Here is a 16358-nt window from a genome sequence, read left to right on the forward strand (position 1 = left end):
ATTTATCGCTTCTTTAAAATTATTTTTTCCAACTCTTCCAAGGTTTTCCCTTTGGTTTCGGGCATCATAAAGGCTACGAACAGTAACTGTAGCACCATCATTATGGCAAAACAGAGAAATACAACTGCGGGGCCAATCATAGGGTTATTGAATAAATAAGGGATTAAGGAAGGAATCAGCGCAGCTAAGATCCAATGGGTCGAACTGCCGAAAGATTGTCCCGAAGCCCTTAAATGATTGGGGAATATTTCGGATATAAACACCCATATTACAGCACCTTGGCCAACGGCATGGGAGGCTATAAACAAAAACAGGAAAATCGGAACCGCCATCCCGGACCAACCAAAAAAGAATGCTGCGGACACCAAGCCCAGTGAAATAATATATCCTACAGAACCGATATACATAAGTGTTTTTCTCCCTAATCTATCGATCAGAAAAACCCCTAAAAGGGTAAAAATAAGATTGGTAACCCCTATTCCCACACTACTTAACAAAGCCGTGCTTTCACCAAGACCGGCTTCTTCAAAAATTCTAGGAGCGTAATATAAAAATGCGTTGATTCCTGAAAATTGATTGAAAAAAGCAATTAAAAAAGCCAATGTCAAAGGGAATCTATATTTCTTCATGAATATATTTTCCTTAATATCCGACTCTTCAGCATCACTATGGAAAGCCAACAATTGCTCTTCAACAGGCATATCGGGATCGATAATCGCCAATACTTTTTTAGCCTCTTCAATTTTGTGCTTGGAGTACAACCATCTTGGACTTTTAGGAACCCTGAGGGCAAATAGAATATAAAGCACAGCCGGAATGGCTTCTACCCCGACCATCCATCGCCAGTCATTCTCACCGATACCGCTCAAAAGGTAATTGGACAGAAATGCAATCATAATTCCAAAAACAATATTGAATTGGTACATCGCCACTAATCGTCCCCTATGTTTGGCCGGAGCGATTTCTGAGATATATGCAGGTGCGGCTATGGTTGAAGCCCCAACCCCAATACCTCCTATAAAACGAAATATGGCAAATACCCAAGGCCCACTAGCCAATCCCGAACCCACGGCCGAAATAGCAAACAATATACCTATTACGATCAAGGTATTCTTACGTCCGAATCTGTTTGTAGGTATGCCTCCAAAAATGGCCCCTATTACCGTACCCCAAAGGGCCATACCCATGACCACCCAACCATGAAAAGCATCTGAAGACTCCCAGAGGGCTTGCAATTTTTTATCCGCCCCGGAAATAACGACAACATCAAATCCAAATAAAAAACCTGCCAGTGCCGCGGTTATGGACCATAAAATTATTTTCTTGTTCATTTTTATACTGATCTTTGTTGGTTTATAAGTGATTAAAGTTATTCTATTGTAATGGAACTACCATATTCCATGTTTTTGTGCCGTTACCAAAGCCTCCAGGGCCATCCATGCTCGCAAAAAAATATGTGGGTGGGCCTTCCTTTCTCAACAAAAACGAAGGGCGTTCCAACTGCCCTTGCTTTATGGTTTTGCCATTGTATCGTTTTCGTATATGCCTTAGAATTTTTGTCTATGACCCAATCAATACCGTTTTTTGAATGTACCAAAAGTCCATCGCCTTTGCCCCTGTTATTTTCCCCTTTGGTCTTTTGCTATCATATGATACCCTTCATCGTCATTCCAAAGGTGGGGTCTTCGATTTCCCCAAAACGCTCCATGGAAAACAAAGGTTCATCACCTACGACGGTATATTCCCCATCGTATGTGGGAGCTGTTGCCACTCCGATACCCATACCACTATGTTTTATGCCATCGTCCTTATAACTTCGCCCCTTAAAGAGTAGCTCCACCAAACCTTAAAATGGCAAAAAACAGTATGGACAATTTAAAGAAGCAAAATATTTTTATTATTAGATACCGCCATTTAAAGCCTAACCATTCCACTAACATTGAAAGTGCCTTAAAAATACCGCTTTAATCAGGGTAATCCTATCGGTCTAAAAATATTGTTTCATCAATAATGCGGCTCCTAGTGCACTGGCATTTTTTATCGTAGGGAATTCAATTTTTTGTTCCGGCATCATTTGAGTGAGATTTTCAATAAAAATATCGTTTTTGTTGAAGCCCCCCGTGACGAAAACCTTTTTAAGGTCACTATCTGAATCCAAAATAAGTTGAATACCCTTATATACAAAAAGACTTATTTCGTAAATCAATTGATGGTATGCCGATTCAAAATTATCGTAATATTTCAATTGGCCCAAATCTGCCATATAATCGTTAGGAACGTTATTCGGAAAAAACACCTGCTTTGCCTCCCCTATGATATCTTTACATAATCGTTTGTCCAATGCAACATTAAGAAAGTGATTTACAGGAAGATCAAAATGGGTACAAAATGCTTTTGTATTAATTTCATGAACATGCCCTAGAAATTGCATTGACGATTTTACTTGTTGTCTCGACGGCGTCATAAAACACAAACAATTGTTCTTAAGCTGATGCGCGGTTAAGTTTTCCTTACTGAACGGATTCATCGCAATGATCCAAGTTCCTGTCGAAAGCAGCACAAAATTCCCATCCCCATTGCTTTCCAATATCGGTATCAAAGACGATGAACTATCATGTAAACCTGAACCGACAGCAATAGCGTCCCTTTTGACCTGTGCCATAATCGCCTCTTTGCCATTACAAGGTTCGGGCAGTACAATACCTTCATCCTTCAACCATGTATGGTATCGCATATTGTCAAAATCCCATATGGCAGTATGTGCCCCCAGCGAAGTGAAATCAGCCGTTACTTCCTTCGTAAACAGGTAACTTAAATACTGCGGGTAGTGTAAAATCGATGCCACATTTTTCCAAACATTGGGCTTTTTGTTCTTTAGCCATAACATCTGTAGACCAACGTTCAACATGCCATACGCCGGAGATGCTGTTTTTCTAGAAAACTCGGCTACCCCCCCATTGGCTTCATATAAAAAGTTATAATCGGCCAGATCCAAAGGTTTCAAGTAATTGTATAATGGGGTTAACCGTTTTCCTTTTTTATCCAAATAAACCAAGGAAGCGCCATGTGTGGAAAAATTAATGGCTTTGATCTTATAATGCCCACCAACCTGTATTTTATGGATTTCCGATAAAATCCATTTTTCAATCGCATCCAAATCATCACAAGGAAAGCCGTCATCATCCGTTACTTCCTCAAATTGAATATAGTTTTCATATACGACCTCAAAAGATTTATCAAATAAAAATATTTTTTTATTTGTCTTACCAATGTCTATAACTGCAATTACTTTCTTCACACTTAAAAACTTAAAGATGAAAAAGTTCCCCTCTTAATTGTATCTAAATAAGAGGGGGAAACTTGATCATCGCTTATGGAGGAAATCGGTGCTTAAAAACTAATTCAAACTAATATAACTCAACATATCGCACCTATTTGCTCTCCATATTCCTTATCCTTTAAAACCGTATAGCGGTCCATAATTCCCACAAGCCCGATAATCGGCCCCTTCAAGACCTTCACCGAAAGCAGACCATGCACTGGGCCTAAAAACATCATTCTCATCCACATTGTGCATGTTTACGGGTATTCTTAACATTGATGCCAAGGAAATTAAATCAGCCCCAATATGACCATAGGAAATTGCACCGTGGTTCGCTCCCCATTTTGCCATTACAGTATATACGTCTTTAAAGAAACCTTTTCCTGTAGTTCTTGGCACAAACCAAGTTGTTGGCCAAGTTGGGTCAGTTCTTTCATTCAAAACGGTATGGATATCCTCTGGCAATTCCACACTCCATCCTTCAACTAATTGTAAAACCGGTCCAATCCCTTTAATTAAGTTAACGCGACACATGGTTAACGGCATAGTGCCCTTAGTTAAGAACTGGGATGAAAATCCACCTCCCCTAAAATATTCGGTAGTAGCTGGTGGCCATTTGGTGTTATCCAAACATCTTTGAACATCATCTTCCGTAATATCCCAAAAAGCTTTCATGGTTGGGTTCCCTTCAGCATCCAATTGTTGGGCCGTAGCATCTAAGGTTGTAGAGCCCGAGTTAATCAAGTGAATAATACCATTTTCGGCAAGACCCGTTAATTTCTTCCCTGTTACACGTTCAACAGATTCTGGACTCCAATAGGTACGTACATCGGAGAACAACTGTGCTTTATTCGTCAATAAATGACCAAACAACATGGAAATAGCGTTTAAACAATCGTTTTCTGTGGCGAATATATAGGCTTGACGAATGCCATTCCAATCAAAGGATGAGTTTAAAATAGACTCTGTAAAATCAGCATTGGGTTGATAATCCGTCCATTGACGTTGTCCTTGGAAACCTCCCATAATGGCGTTTCGCCCTTTGGATTCTTCACCAAACCCCATCTCTTTCAACTTAGGGTTTCCGTTCATTAAATCCTTACAGATTAAAGTCATTTTCACAACTTTCTCCCACTCCTTATCTTTCTGTTCACGGGATTTCTGATTTTCAGGACTGTTCCTATCTTCACCTTCCTTACAATTTTCTTTGGTCCAGGCGAGTGCTTTTGCATACTCCTCTTGGTCAAAAATATTATTTTCTATTCTTCGCAAAAGTTCAACAGATTCCACAAACTCTGCCCTAACCCCTAAATAATCCTGTAAAAAGTTCACATCGACCATGGAACCCGCAATTCCCATAGAGCTATAGCCAATGGATAAATACGATTTCCCTTTCATTTGGGCAACCGCCAAGGCACCCTTTACGAAACGAATGATTTTTTCAGAAACATCTTGAGGAATGGTTTTATCGCCACCGTCCTGAACTTCCTTTCCATAAATTCCAAAAGCCGGCAATCCTTTTTGGGAATACCCCGCCAATGCTGCTGCCAAATAAACCGCCCCTGGCCTTTCGGTGCCATTAAATCCCCAAACCGCTTTCGGTATTAACGGATCGGCATCCATAACTTCGGTACCATAGCACCAACAAGGGGTTACCGTTAATGAGACCTCTACACCTTCCCTTTTGAATTTATCCGCACAAGCTGCTGCATCTGCAACACCACCAATAGTAGTGTCCGCAATAACACATTCAATTTTTTCCCCACTTGGAAAACGCAATGTGTCCTGTATTAATTCTGCAGCCGCTTTGGCCATATCCATACATTGAACCTCTAAAGATTCCCTAACTCCTAATTCACGCCCGTCAATTACAGGACGAATTCCTACTTTTGGCAATCTGCCTATTAGTCTATTCATATTTGGTAAGTTTTATGTTTCTAGGTGAATTGTTCCAATTCCACCAATTGTTCGTTCGATAATCCCGCAGGTTTAAAACCTGCTGCCCAGCACTTCATCAACAATTTTGCGCCTTTGTTGGCCACGTCTAAAAAATCCCAAGCTTTCATAACATCCGGGGCGGTAGCGGTTGCACCATGCTTTTCCCATAATGAAATATTCCTGGTTTTGAAGGCTTCAATCGTCACTTTTGCCAATGCTTCCGTACTGGACAATGCATAAGGCGTACAGTGAATACCTTTAGGCACGAATACTTTTACCTCTGGACACATCATCCAAATTTGTCTATTCAATTCTTCCTCATCATCGAACAACTCATGGTGACTCATACAAATCAACTCCAACGGATGCGTATGTACTACCGCTAAGTTCTCTGGGTGATGTTGTGAATTGAACAAATGAATACTGGCATGGGAGATCAACTCGCAGGTAGGTCCAAAATTCTCCTGTTTTCCGCCCCAAATAATCGAATAGGCCGTAGCATCCCCATTGATGTAAAGAATGCAGGATACTTCATCAAGTTTATCGACTAAATCGCGTAAATAGCACCCGGTCCCTGTTATGTAAATAACAAACCCCGCCGCTCCTTTAGGGAAATCAAAAGCCACTTCAGTACCAATTCCCTCAACTTCTTCCTTTGTAAAAAAAGAGGTTAGATTCATCGATATATTTCCTGCGTTTCGCTCCGCCCATTCGCGTTGCCATAAATAGCCTGCTACTTCTGAGACCTTTTTTAATTCTGTTTCTACCTGATTTGGGAGTTTTAAGGTTTTCATACTTTTCAAAATAAGCTTTATACTAACAAAAATACCTAAGCATTAAGGTTTTGAAGATATGTAAAACATGTATTTTTGTATCTGATTTAAACATTGGGCACAAATGAAACTTGTTAAGGACATCGAATTAGGCGACCCATCATCCAATAATCAAAATTTTATCGGGCTTAAATTGAACTTGTTGTGCTGCAGGTATTGGCTGTTGGATTTGTGGGATTGCCACGATATGGTTTTTCCTTTTTGGAGGCTCTATTGGAACAAAAATGAGGGAGGTGAATTAACCCATCAAACCAAGGTATACACCATGCGCCCCAACTGCCTGTATATAATACCCCCATTCACCTCCTTCTCATCCCGTTTCACCAAAAACCACAGGTACAGTGACGGGATTCATGTTTCCGGAAAACATCTAACAAACAACTATATTGAAGAAGACTATGAACACGAACACCTCATACACTTCTTCGTCCATTTTAATTTAGGAGTTCCCTTCGACAATGTATATCCAGGGGTTTTTGAAATTGAATTAACTGATTATCTAGAAGATAGATTGCATTACTTAACAGAAAGGTTAAAAATAGAAAATACGGATTTCAAGCTAACCTTCAATTTGAAATTACACGCTTTCATTAAAGAATCACTCACCAATATCGGTCCCGAATTATGGAAGGTAATCAACATCGACGAACGGGTGTTGAAGGTCATTCGCTACATTGAAATCAATATTGAACAAAAACTGAGCAACCCCCAAATAGCCGGGATTGCGAATATGGCCCCGAACTCCTTTGCCCGACTGTTCAAGGAGGAAATGAATATTACAATCCAAAATTTCATCCAAAATAGAAAAATGGCAAAAGCCTGTGATATTTTCGAGCAAACCAATGATTCAATTGAGGAGGTTTCCTTTAAACTTGGTTTTTCCGACAGGTACCATTTCTCAAGAGTGTTCAAATCCGTAATAGGATTGACCCCAGCCACTTATAGATCGGGAAGATATACCTAATCACCAAAAAGCCAAGTGCTTCATCCCCTTCCACATCCTATACCCCTTCGAGTTACCCCCTTTGGAAATCACGTATTCCAATCTTTTCCTTTCAACAATTGAATTGGAATAATCATTCAATTAATTTAAAAACCTACGAGGAAGTCCCTTGTTCAATGTTTGAATTCTTCATATTATTGATTGTAATAGATAAACACAATTATTGTGTTATAAATTAAATTTGTTAAGCCTTTTATTGCCAAATAATTGAAGATTCTTTATTTCATTAGGATAAAAGCATTGACAAACATTGGTCGGATACTACTTCGTATCTGACGATTAACTAAAAACTTAACAAATGAAAGAATTCAATCAATTTATTAACGGAAGTTTTGTGAAATCAACCTCTACCGAAACGATAGATATCCTTAACCCCTGTACCGAAGAAATACTTGCCGTGATTCCCAAAGGTTCTGCCACGGATGCTGAGAATGCATTACAAGCAGCCCAAGCCTCCCAACACGCATGGAAGTCCTTGACGGCTATTGAAAGAGCCGGTTTTTTGAACAAAATGGCGAGGATTATCCGTGAAAACAGAATCTTTTTGGCAGAGACCTTGGCTTCCGAACAAGCCAAAGTAATGGGCTTGGCCCAAGTTGAAATCGATGTGACTGCGGACTATTTTGATTACAATGCTGGTTGGGCCAGAAGAATAGAAGGCGAGATTATCCAAAGTGACCGTAAAAAGGAGCATATCTTTTTGCATAAGGCCCCGATAGGGGTTGCAGTTGGGATTTTGCCTTGGAACTTCCCTTTCTTTGTAATGGCCAGAAAAATAGCTCCCTCATTGGTGACAGGGAACACCTGTGTTATCAAACCCAGTTGTGAAGCCCCCAATACTATAATGGAATTTGCCAAATTAATCGCCAACATAGGCCTGCCTGCCGGTGTGCTGAACTTTGTTTGCGGATCGGGAAGTATTGTTGGAAATACATTGACCAAAAGCCCTATCACCGGAATTGTCAGTTTAACGGGTAGCGTATATGCCGGACAAAAAATAATGGAGGCCGCAGCGGAGAACATTACCAAAGTTTCCTTGGAGTTGGGAGGAAAAGCCCCTGCCATTGTATGTGCGGATGCCAACATGGATTTAGCCGTTGAAGCTGTTGTATCATCAAGGGTCATATTCAGTGGGCAAGTATGTAACTGTGCCGAACGTGCCTACGTGGAAGATTCCATTTATGATGAATTCATGGATAGAGTGGCTAAAAAAATGTCCCAACTCAAGGTTGAGGATGCTTTTTCAACAAACAATCCCGATATGAGCAGTTTGGTATCGAAGGATCAAGTGGACAAGGTTTCCGAAATGGTTGAATATGCTAAAAAAGAAGGGGCAGAGGTTGTTGTCGGGGGTACCCGATCCAATCAATTTGACAAAGGTTATTTCTACCAACCAACATTGCTTACCAATGTAACCCAGGACATGCAAATAATACAAGAGGAAGTATTTGGCCCTGTCCTACCGGTAATGAAATTCAGTACCTTAGACGAGGCCATCGCTTTGGCAAATGACTGTCAATATGGATTAACATCCTCTATATTCTCTGAGAATTTCAACAAGGTAATGCACGCCTGTGACCAATTGGAATTTGGGGAAACCTATGTGAACCGAGAGCATTTTGAAGCCATACAAGGTTTTCATGCAGGATGGAAAAAATCGGGATTGGGAGGTGCGGATGGCAAACACGGCATGGAAGAGTACTTACAGACAAAAGTCATCTACGCCCAATACCGATAGATGTGCCCATAAGTTAAGAAACAAAAAGCACTTGTTAATTCAAAGATCCCCCAATCTATTTTCAAAACAGTGCTTTTTGACTTTTTATCCTTAACCCAGATATTAAACCAGTGCTAGAATGACCAATACCAATAAAATCCCTGTAGTATCCAAGGAGGTGCTTTTACCTTTTATCATCATCACCTCAATATTTGCTTTGTGGGGTTTTGCCAATGATATTACGAACCCCATGGTAGCCGCATTTGGGACGGTAATGGAAATTTCAACCGCCAAAGCCGCATTGGTTCAATTTGCTTTTTACGGAGGCTATGCGACCATGGCAATTCCCGCGGCTCTTTTTGTTCGTAAATACAGCTATAAGCAAGGGATTATCTTAGGATTAATATTATACGCCATAGGGGCATTACTGTTTTTCCCTGCTGCGAAGTTCGAGGTTTTCGGTTATTTTTTGGTCTCCTTATATATCCTAACCTTTGGATTGGCCTTTCTTGAAACAACGGCAAATCCCTTCATACTTTCAATGGGTGATGAACAGACTGCTACAAGGCGATTAAACCTTGCCCAGGCTTTCAATCCAATAGGGTCTCTGTGCGGAATGTTCGTAGCTTCCAAGTTTATTCTAACCGCTTTGGACTCGGACAAGAGGAATGAGGCCGGGGAGCTTATTTTCAACACCCTTGATTCCGTAGAAAAAGCAGCCATAAGAACCCATGATTTGGCGATCATCAGGGATCCATATGTTATTCTTGGTTTTGTGGTCATTGGGATGTTGGTCATCATTTCGATAACTAAAATGCCCAAAAGAAAGAACCAAGCCAATCAATCCAGTGCCCTATCCTCTTTTAAAAGATTATTTAAAAACGGAAAATATAAAGAAGGTGTAATTGCCCAGTTATTCTATGTGGCCGCACAAATAATGTGTTGGACATTCATTATCCAATATGCCGGAAACTTGGGCATACCAAAGGCCGAAGCCCAGAATTACAATATCGTGGCCATGAGTATATTTCTTCTAAGTCGTTTTATCAGTACGTTTTTAATGAAGTATGTGAACTCAAGAAAACTACTCATGATTTTCGCCCTTTGTGCCATGGTAACGACAACAGGGGTTATTTTAATCGATGGTGTTTTAGGATTATATTTTTTGGTCGCTACATCGGCTTTTATGTCATTGATGTTCCCTACTATTTACGGTATCGCACTCAATGGTTTAAAAGAAGAGGATACCTCGCTTGGTGCTGCGGGATTGGTCATGGCCATCGTAGGTGGCGCTTTAATGCCTCTTTTACAGGGAACCCTTATAGATATGGAGCATATTGGACCTTTTTCCGGGGTTAATTTCTCATTTGTCCTGCCTTTTTTATGTTTTATGATTATAGCCATTTATGGTTATAGAACATTAAAGATTTATAACTAGATGCTAAAAACACTCCTTGATCCATATTTAACCCTTTTATGGTAACGGATTCAAGAATAAGCCATAACTTTTGAAGTCTTTAAACCATAGAAAAGTAACCTATGGGAATTAAGGACTATACACATAAAATTAATTTGTAATCCGTGAATATGAAAGTAGGATTGTTCATTCCCTGTTATATAAATCAATTATACCCACAGGTAGGGAAAGCTACTTTGGAACTTTTGGAAAAACTAAAGGTTGAAGTCGTGTACCCTTCTGGTCAAACCTGTTGCGGGCAACCCATGGCCAATTCGGGTTTTGAAAATGAATCTGAGGGGGCCTGTATTAATTTTGTCAACAATTTCAAGGATTTTGATTATATCGTAACCCCTTCCGGAAGTTGCGCCTATCATGTAAAGAAACATTACAACATCATTCAGCAAACAGACGACGTGATAAAGGTTCGCAAGAATGTTTATGAACTTTGTGATTTTATACTTAACGTTTTAAAAATCAAAAATCTAGGAGCTTCATTTCCGTATAAGGTCGGTGTCCACAAAAGTTGTCACGGGCTGAGGGGCCTTAGACTGGGCTCTTCTTCTGAACTTGTTATTGAACCATATTCATATATTGAAGAATTGCTGAAAGAGGTTGAGGGTATCGAATTGATGCCCCTCGACAGAAGTGATGAATGTTGTGGTTTCGGAGGCACCTTCGCCGTTACCGAGGATGTTGTTTCCGCAAAAATGGGAAAGGATAAAATCCAGGATCATCTTAGAAACGGAGTAGAGGTCATTACCGCAACCGATGTGTCTTGTTTAATGCATCTAGAGGGATTGATCACACGAAACAAACAACCCTTACAAGTGCGCCACATCGCCGAAATCCTAAACAGCACGATTTAATCGAAAGTAGCACACCCCTAGGGTCAAAAACACTGAAATGAGTCATTCAAAATTAGCTGGGATTTTTAACAAAGATGAAAAAAAGGTCGATTGGCATGATAAAGCCCTGTGGTTTGTTAGGCATAAGCGGGATCTTTCGGTTCATCAGGTAAAAGGTTGGGAAGAATTAAGAAACCTAGGGCATGGTATTAAGGCCCACACCCTATCCCATTTAGATGTATATCTAGAACAATTTGAAGCCAATGCATTAAAAAATGGCGTACAAGTACACTGGGCGGCCAATGGGGACGAGCACAATCAAATCGTGCATAGCATCCTAAAAGCGGACAATGCCAAAAAAGTGGTTAAAAGTAAATCGATGCTTACTGAGGAATGTCATTTAAATCCTTTCCTTGAAGCAAACGATATAGAAGTCATAGATACCGATCTGGGTGAACGCATTGTCCAATTGGCAAAGGAAAAGCCGAGCCATATCGTATTACCTGCAATCCATAAAAACAAACTTGAAGTAGATGAATTGTTTCAAGAACATCTGGGGACAGAACCCTGTGATGGGGACCCACAATACCTCACAGGAGAGGCTAGAAAGCATTTGAGGGAAAAATTCATCCATGCGGATGCAGCGATTACCGGGGTAAACTTTGCTATTGCTGAAAATGGGGGTTTTGTTGTTTGCACCAATGAAGGTAATGCGGATATGGGAGCCCATTTGGCCCCCATACATATCGCCTGCATGGGCGTTGAGAAAATCATACCCAAACAGGAACACCTGGGTGTTTTTTTACGGCTTCTTGCGAGAAGTGCCACCGGACAACCGATCACCACATACTCCTCTCATTTTAGAAAGCCCGGAAAGGGGGTTAAAATGCATATTGTCATTGTGGATAACGGGCGTTCCAAGCAATTAAGCCGACCCGATTTCAGGGCCTCGCTACATTGTATTCGATGTGGTGCCTGCATGAACACCTGCCCCATTTATAGAAGAAGTGGCGGACACAGTTATGATGCCACTATTCCTGGACCCATTGGCTCCATACTATCCCCAGGTAAAGATTTGACAAAATACAGCACCCTGCCATTTGCCTCTACCCTATGTGGATCATGCTCCGATGTTTGTCCTGTGAAAATCGATATCCACACCCAATTATATAAATGGAGGCAGATTATAGGTAAAGAAACACCCCAACCTTTTATCAAAAAGAAATCAATGGCTGCGATGGGGAAAATTTTCTCAAAGCCTTCCCTTTATGGAAAAGTAGGTGCTGTGGCGCGCTGGGCTTTAAGAACCCTTCCCAAATCATTGATCAACGCTTGGCCTAATATTTGGGGCAAGACAAGGGATTTACCTGTAGGGCCCAAAAAGAGTTTCGACCAGTGGTACAAAGAGCGGGAAAACAATAAAAAAACCGACCAAAAATAAAACTAGGAAATGGACAGCAGAGACACTATTTTAAAAAAACTTAAGGCCAATAAGCCTGAATTTATAGCGTTGCCAAAAATAAACCCTGCCGTTTTCGATGAAAACATCGATAAAGTCAAGGAGTTCATTCGTAAGACAGAAGTCGCTGGAGGTAAGGTATTTGAAGTAACGGATAACAAAGAGGTCCTATCCAAAACACAAGAGGCATTTCCCGAAACGAAAGTCAACTTTTCAAACTTGGATGATTCCGGATTTTTCAACACCATTGATTCCGAATCCTTCAAAAACCCACATGAACTTAACGACCTTGATGTTTTGGTTTTGGAGAGTACATTGGGCGTTGCCGAAAATGGCGCTGTATGGTTAACCGACAATGACATTCCGGTTCGGGTCATTCCGTTTATAACCAAACACCTGGTCTTAGTCCTTCCAAAAGAAAATATAGTACCCTATATGCATCAAGCCTATAGTGCGATTAACCCTATGGACTTAGATTACGGAATATTCATATCCGGTCCTTCCAAAACTGCCGATATTGAACAATCTTTGGTTATTGGAGCCCAAGGTGCCATGAGTTTAACGGTTTTTTTGAAATAAGTATCGCACCACCATGAATTAAGGCAAGAAATCAAGATTAAGGGAGCTTGCTGGTGCTGTACTGCACCCTATTATGTCATGTAAGGTGTATTGGATTCCTTTTAAATGGGTTTATTGTTAACGTCCATTGCCTTCCCCTTCTTAGGGATGAGCCCATCCACATCTTGAAGACCCTTACACATAACCACGATTGCCTTGGTCATGACTATAAATATCCCAACTTAAAAGCGGCATTATCCTACTTTCCTGGGGTTTGACAAGGTCTTCTATCTTATGGTATCCATCCGTGCTTAACGATGAAAGGTAGATATCCAATCCCATCATCTCCGATAGATTATTTTTCATGGATGCGTTTCTATTTCCAATTCAACTTCCCCTTTATTTCCGAACATTCCAAGCTTCCCCACTCTTGCCTCTTGTAATTGTGCCATGGCAACCTTCGATTCATCAAAATGATAAAATCGTAAATCATGTTCCCGTTGACGGGCAGAGCTGAAATTTGAAATCCGTTTTAAATACCCGATGACCCTTGTGCCATAATCAATGTTTTTTGACCCACATTTACTGCATTTCTGGAGCGTTCGTTTGTCAATGTTCTCACAGGCGTTACAAATGGTGATTTTTATATTAAAGCAAAAGTAATTACATCCTGCAACCGCAGTGGCCTTGATCAATTTCAAAAACCCTTCCTTGTTTGGTGCTTCCTCCAAATTTAAATGTAGTGCGGAACCGCCATCCAAATACTTAATTATTTCATTCCCATGAAGCATTATTTTATCCAATGTGTTTATAGCGACATCTTCAACGGGATAGAAATAGGAATTGTAGCAATCCCTAGGTACGAACAGTCCATCTTCCTTATCCCATTTCGCATTTTTTACGCCTAAATTTTCGGCAGGTACAAATTCGGTATTGAACATATATCCAAATTTCCTTTTTGCTTCTTTATTGGCTTCATAAATGATCTGAAGGTGGTTTGATACGAATAATTTATAGGCACACTTGTTTTCCACCTTTATTCCTTGGCTTTCCGCTGCTTCAACCATGCCATTTATCCCTATGGTCAAAAATTGTTTGTCCAGTGAAATGAATCCTGAATCATATACCGGTAACATTCCTGCATTTTTATAATCCTCGATTAATTTTCGATAGGCCACTTGATACTTCTGGATTTTGTTGATTTCCGTTTTAAGGTCCTTCCCCTTTTGGATCAAGCGATTCATATTTAGGGTGATTACATTGATGGAACCCGTGGAAACCCCACCGGCCCCTAACGAATAACTAAAAGTATTATCGCTGATTTCATTTCTTAGCCTGCAACAAGAGGCTAGGCTATCGGCACGCTTGGATTGATAAATGAAAAAGGAGTTTCCTTCGCTCAATTCGGTGGCACACATTTCAGCAAATTCATTATCTACGGGTCGACCTTCCTTGACCAACATCGCAGCAGTCACAACTGGGAAAGTCAATACGGCTTTTTCGCGTTCCTTGTTAAACCATTTCATAAAGAATTTTTGCAGTTTTTTCAGACTATCCCATTGCGGTTTATCCCTATTAGGAAAAACAAATTCACCGAATAGACTGTCATAATACTTTTCATCATATATAGAGATATTCCAAAAAACCGATTGATACCCCCTTGCCGCTGCCGGTTGATTAATGGCGTAAACAACATGTTGTAGATGGTTTACGATTGTATTGGTGTGGGTGTTCAAGTAACCTTCCCCAAAATCCTTCCTTGCAAAAAAATCAAAGTACAATAGAAATTCCACCGTTGCCAAAGCCCCTGCAAATTGGGAGCTAACAGCAAAAACAAGGTTTACGAATTCACCACAATAACTCTCTAGATGCTGGGGCGCCTTACTTTCTCCCCCTAATTTTGTTAAACCGTCAAACAAAAACGGGTACATACTAATGGAGACACAATAAGGTTTCAATGAGGTTTCATCATGCACGTATATTTCGTGCGATTCTATTTGCCTAACATATTCGTTGGCTAGATCATCATCAAACAATTGTGCAATCTTATTTTTTACCAACTGCCTGTTCACCTGAATATTGACATCCTTATTCAATTCAGCCTCCATAGTGGCAATGTTCTTGGAGGATACATTGGCGTTTGCATCCATTTTAGAACCATCGGCCGCATTATGGGCATTGATATAGTTACCGATGAAATCGATTTTTTTGTTTACCTGCTCTTGTGATAATCTAATCATGTCTCAGTGGTTTTTTAAGAATAAATGATTCAATAGTTTATTTGATCGTACTTCTATAAATTTTTGATTGGTTCTAGGGGAATCCAATCCTCCCAATTCAGTAATCCACTTGCCGGTTTTAACCCAATCAAGGCGTTCCAATATTGCGTCATCAACACACTCTTCTCCGGAATAAAGGCAAGTCTTGTACCCCTCTAGTCTCGCAAAATCGAGGTACCCTAAAAGTTCTGTTTGATGCCATTCACCGCCCATGAACAATACACAATTAGCTAACCCCTTATAGGTGGTCAATGTATTTTCATAGACATCCCGGGTAAGTTGCCTTCCATTTCCTTCTTTCCATAAAATGGGTGAATGGCACCCTTCACAACGAAGTTTACAACCGCATATACTGAAGCATATGCTAATTTCCCCAGGGACTTCCTGCAGTACTATTTGAATGTCCGAATAATACATCCTACAATAAATTTAACCACTATTACAAACAGTTGGACCTCACCCTTTTAGTGATTGGTTAATCGTCAAAAGCTAAGATTATTCAAAAAAAAGAATATTCCATGACAGTAACTTTTCTCCCGAAAGCTTGACATTATATTGAATCTGGCAGGTCTTCTGACTTACTCTGGTTTTACGTCTTCCCATTTGTACTACAAACAGTGACAAAAGAATGTAAAACCTTTAAAGAGCTTACAGCTGCGGGAACAGTCCAGGTTTTTCACCTGATTCCCATTTTAATCCCATATACCGGTAAGGTATAATAGAACCAAATTCCAAGTAAAAGTAATTAAGAAACTTGTTGGTTGATTGTCGATGTGAATACTTTATTAAAACAGTTATCAACATATAAACTTGAGCTTAGCCACATCCATCAATTCAAATAGGGTATGTGATTTTTGGGACTTCCATTACCCGTGGACTTTTTAAACTTGTCATGCATCGCAATGATACTTTATGGTGGCACCCTTCCCCCTGCCCAACGAATCC

The 16358-nt window shown here is 40.2% G+C and carries 14 protein-coding genes and 1 riboswitch; of the genes, 6 read left to right on the forward strand and 8 right to left on the reverse strand.

What is annotated here, in order from left to right:
* Positions 1-2: 2 nt before the first annotated feature.
* From HPE56_RS04055 to rhaD, 5 genes are all read right to left on the reverse strand, one after another.
* Positions 3-1331, reverse strand: a complete 1329-nt coding sequence (locus HPE56_RS04055; RefSeq protein ID WP_188242462.1) for a sugar porter family MFS transporter — start codon at positions 1329-1331, stop codon at positions 3-5.
* A 314-nt stretch (positions 1332-1645) separates the two neighbouring features.
* Entirely contained in the window at positions 1646-1783 is a 138-nt protein-coding gene (locus HPE56_RS04060; protein ID WP_223170171.1) for a hypothetical protein, read from the reverse strand.
* Positions 1784-1987: 204 nt separating this feature from the next.
* A complete protein-coding gene (locus HPE56_RS04065) occupies positions 1988-3298 on the reverse strand; it encodes an FGGY family carbohydrate kinase (protein WP_188242464.1) in 1311 nt (436 codons plus the stop codon).
* A gap of 153 nt (positions 3299-3451) precedes the next feature.
* Positions 3452-5239 (reverse strand): L-fucose isomerase, encoded by a 1788-nt coding sequence (locus HPE56_RS04070; RefSeq protein WP_223170172.1) that lies wholly within the window; start codon positions 5237-5239, stop codon positions 3452-3454.
* Between the two features lie 20 nt (positions 5240-5259).
* Positions 5260-6054 carry a rhamnulose-1-phosphate aldolase gene (rhaD, locus tag HPE56_RS04075; protein WP_188242465.1) on the reverse strand — a complete coding sequence of 265 codons (795 nt, stop codon included), beginning with the start codon at positions 6052-6054 and terminating at the stop codon, positions 5260-5262.
* A 103-nt stretch (positions 6055-6157) separates the two neighbouring features.
* Between rhaD and HPE56_RS04080 the strand changes: the two genes are divergently transcribed.
* The 6 genes from HPE56_RS04080 to HPE56_RS04105 all read left to right on the forward strand — a co-directional run bounded on the left by HPE56_RS04080 (position 6158) and on the right by HPE56_RS04105 (position 13155).
* Positions 6158-7057, forward strand: a complete 900-nt coding sequence (locus HPE56_RS04080) for an AraC family transcriptional regulator (RefSeq protein ID WP_188242466.1) — start codon at positions 6158-6160, stop codon at positions 7055-7057.
* 337 nt (positions 7058-7394) lie between these two features.
* Complete coding sequence (gene aldA / locus HPE56_RS04085) at positions 7395-8834, forward strand: aldehyde dehydrogenase (RefSeq protein ID WP_188242467.1); 1440 nt, start codon at positions 7395-7397, stop codon at positions 8832-8834.
* A 118-nt stretch (positions 8835-8952) separates the two neighbouring features.
* Positions 8953-10251, forward strand: a complete 1299-nt coding sequence (gene fucP, locus HPE56_RS04090) for an L-fucose:H+ symporter permease (RefSeq protein ID WP_188242468.1) — start codon at positions 8953-8955, stop codon at positions 10249-10251.
* Between the two features lie 149 nt (positions 10252-10400).
* Positions 10401-11138, forward strand: a complete 738-nt coding sequence (locus tag HPE56_RS04095; RefSeq protein WP_188242522.1) for a (Fe-S)-binding protein — start codon at positions 10401-10403, stop codon at positions 11136-11138.
* A gap of 37 nt (positions 11139-11175) precedes the next feature.
* Complete coding sequence (locus HPE56_RS04100; RefSeq protein WP_188242469.1) at positions 11176-12558, forward strand: lactate utilization protein B; 1383 nt, start codon at positions 11176-11178, stop codon at positions 12556-12558.
* Positions 12559-12567: 9 nt separating this feature from the next.
* Complete coding sequence (locus HPE56_RS04105) at positions 12568-13155, forward strand: LutC/YkgG family protein (RefSeq protein WP_188242470.1); 588 nt, start codon at positions 12568-12570, stop codon at positions 13153-13155.
* Positions 13156-13329: 174 nt separating this feature from the next.
* On the opposite strand, the gene HPE56_RS04110 is transcribed toward HPE56_RS04105, so the two are convergent.
* From HPE56_RS04110 to nrdG, 3 genes are read right to left on the reverse strand one after another with little or no spacing between them, the layout of a single operon-like run.
* On the reverse strand, positions 13330-13500 hold the full coding sequence (locus HPE56_RS04110) for a hypothetical protein (RefSeq protein ID WP_188242471.1): 171 nt from the start codon (positions 13498-13500) through the stop codon (positions 13330-13332).
* Positions 13497-15374, reverse strand: a complete 1878-nt coding sequence (gene nrdD, locus HPE56_RS04115) for an anaerobic ribonucleoside-triphosphate reductase (protein WP_188242472.1) — start codon at positions 15372-15374, stop codon at positions 13497-13499. Before nrdD ends, HPE56_RS04110 begins: the two co-directional genes overlap by 4 nt.
* A 3-nt stretch (positions 15375-15377) precedes the next feature.
* A complete protein-coding gene (nrdG, locus tag HPE56_RS04120) occupies positions 15378-15830 on the reverse strand; it encodes an anaerobic ribonucleoside-triphosphate reductase activating protein (RefSeq protein ID WP_188242473.1) in 453 nt (150 codons plus the stop codon).
* Between the two features lie 129 nt (positions 15831-15959).
* Positions 15960-16157: riboswitch (cobalamin riboswitch) on the reverse strand.
* Between the last annotated feature and the right edge of the window lie 201 nt (positions 16158-16358).

This window comes from Maribacter aquimaris (genome assembly GCF_014596745.1).
In the GTDB taxonomy this organism is placed as follows: domain Bacteria; phylum Bacteroidota; class Bacteroidia; order Flavobacteriales; family Flavobacteriaceae; genus Maribacter_A; species Maribacter_A aquimaris.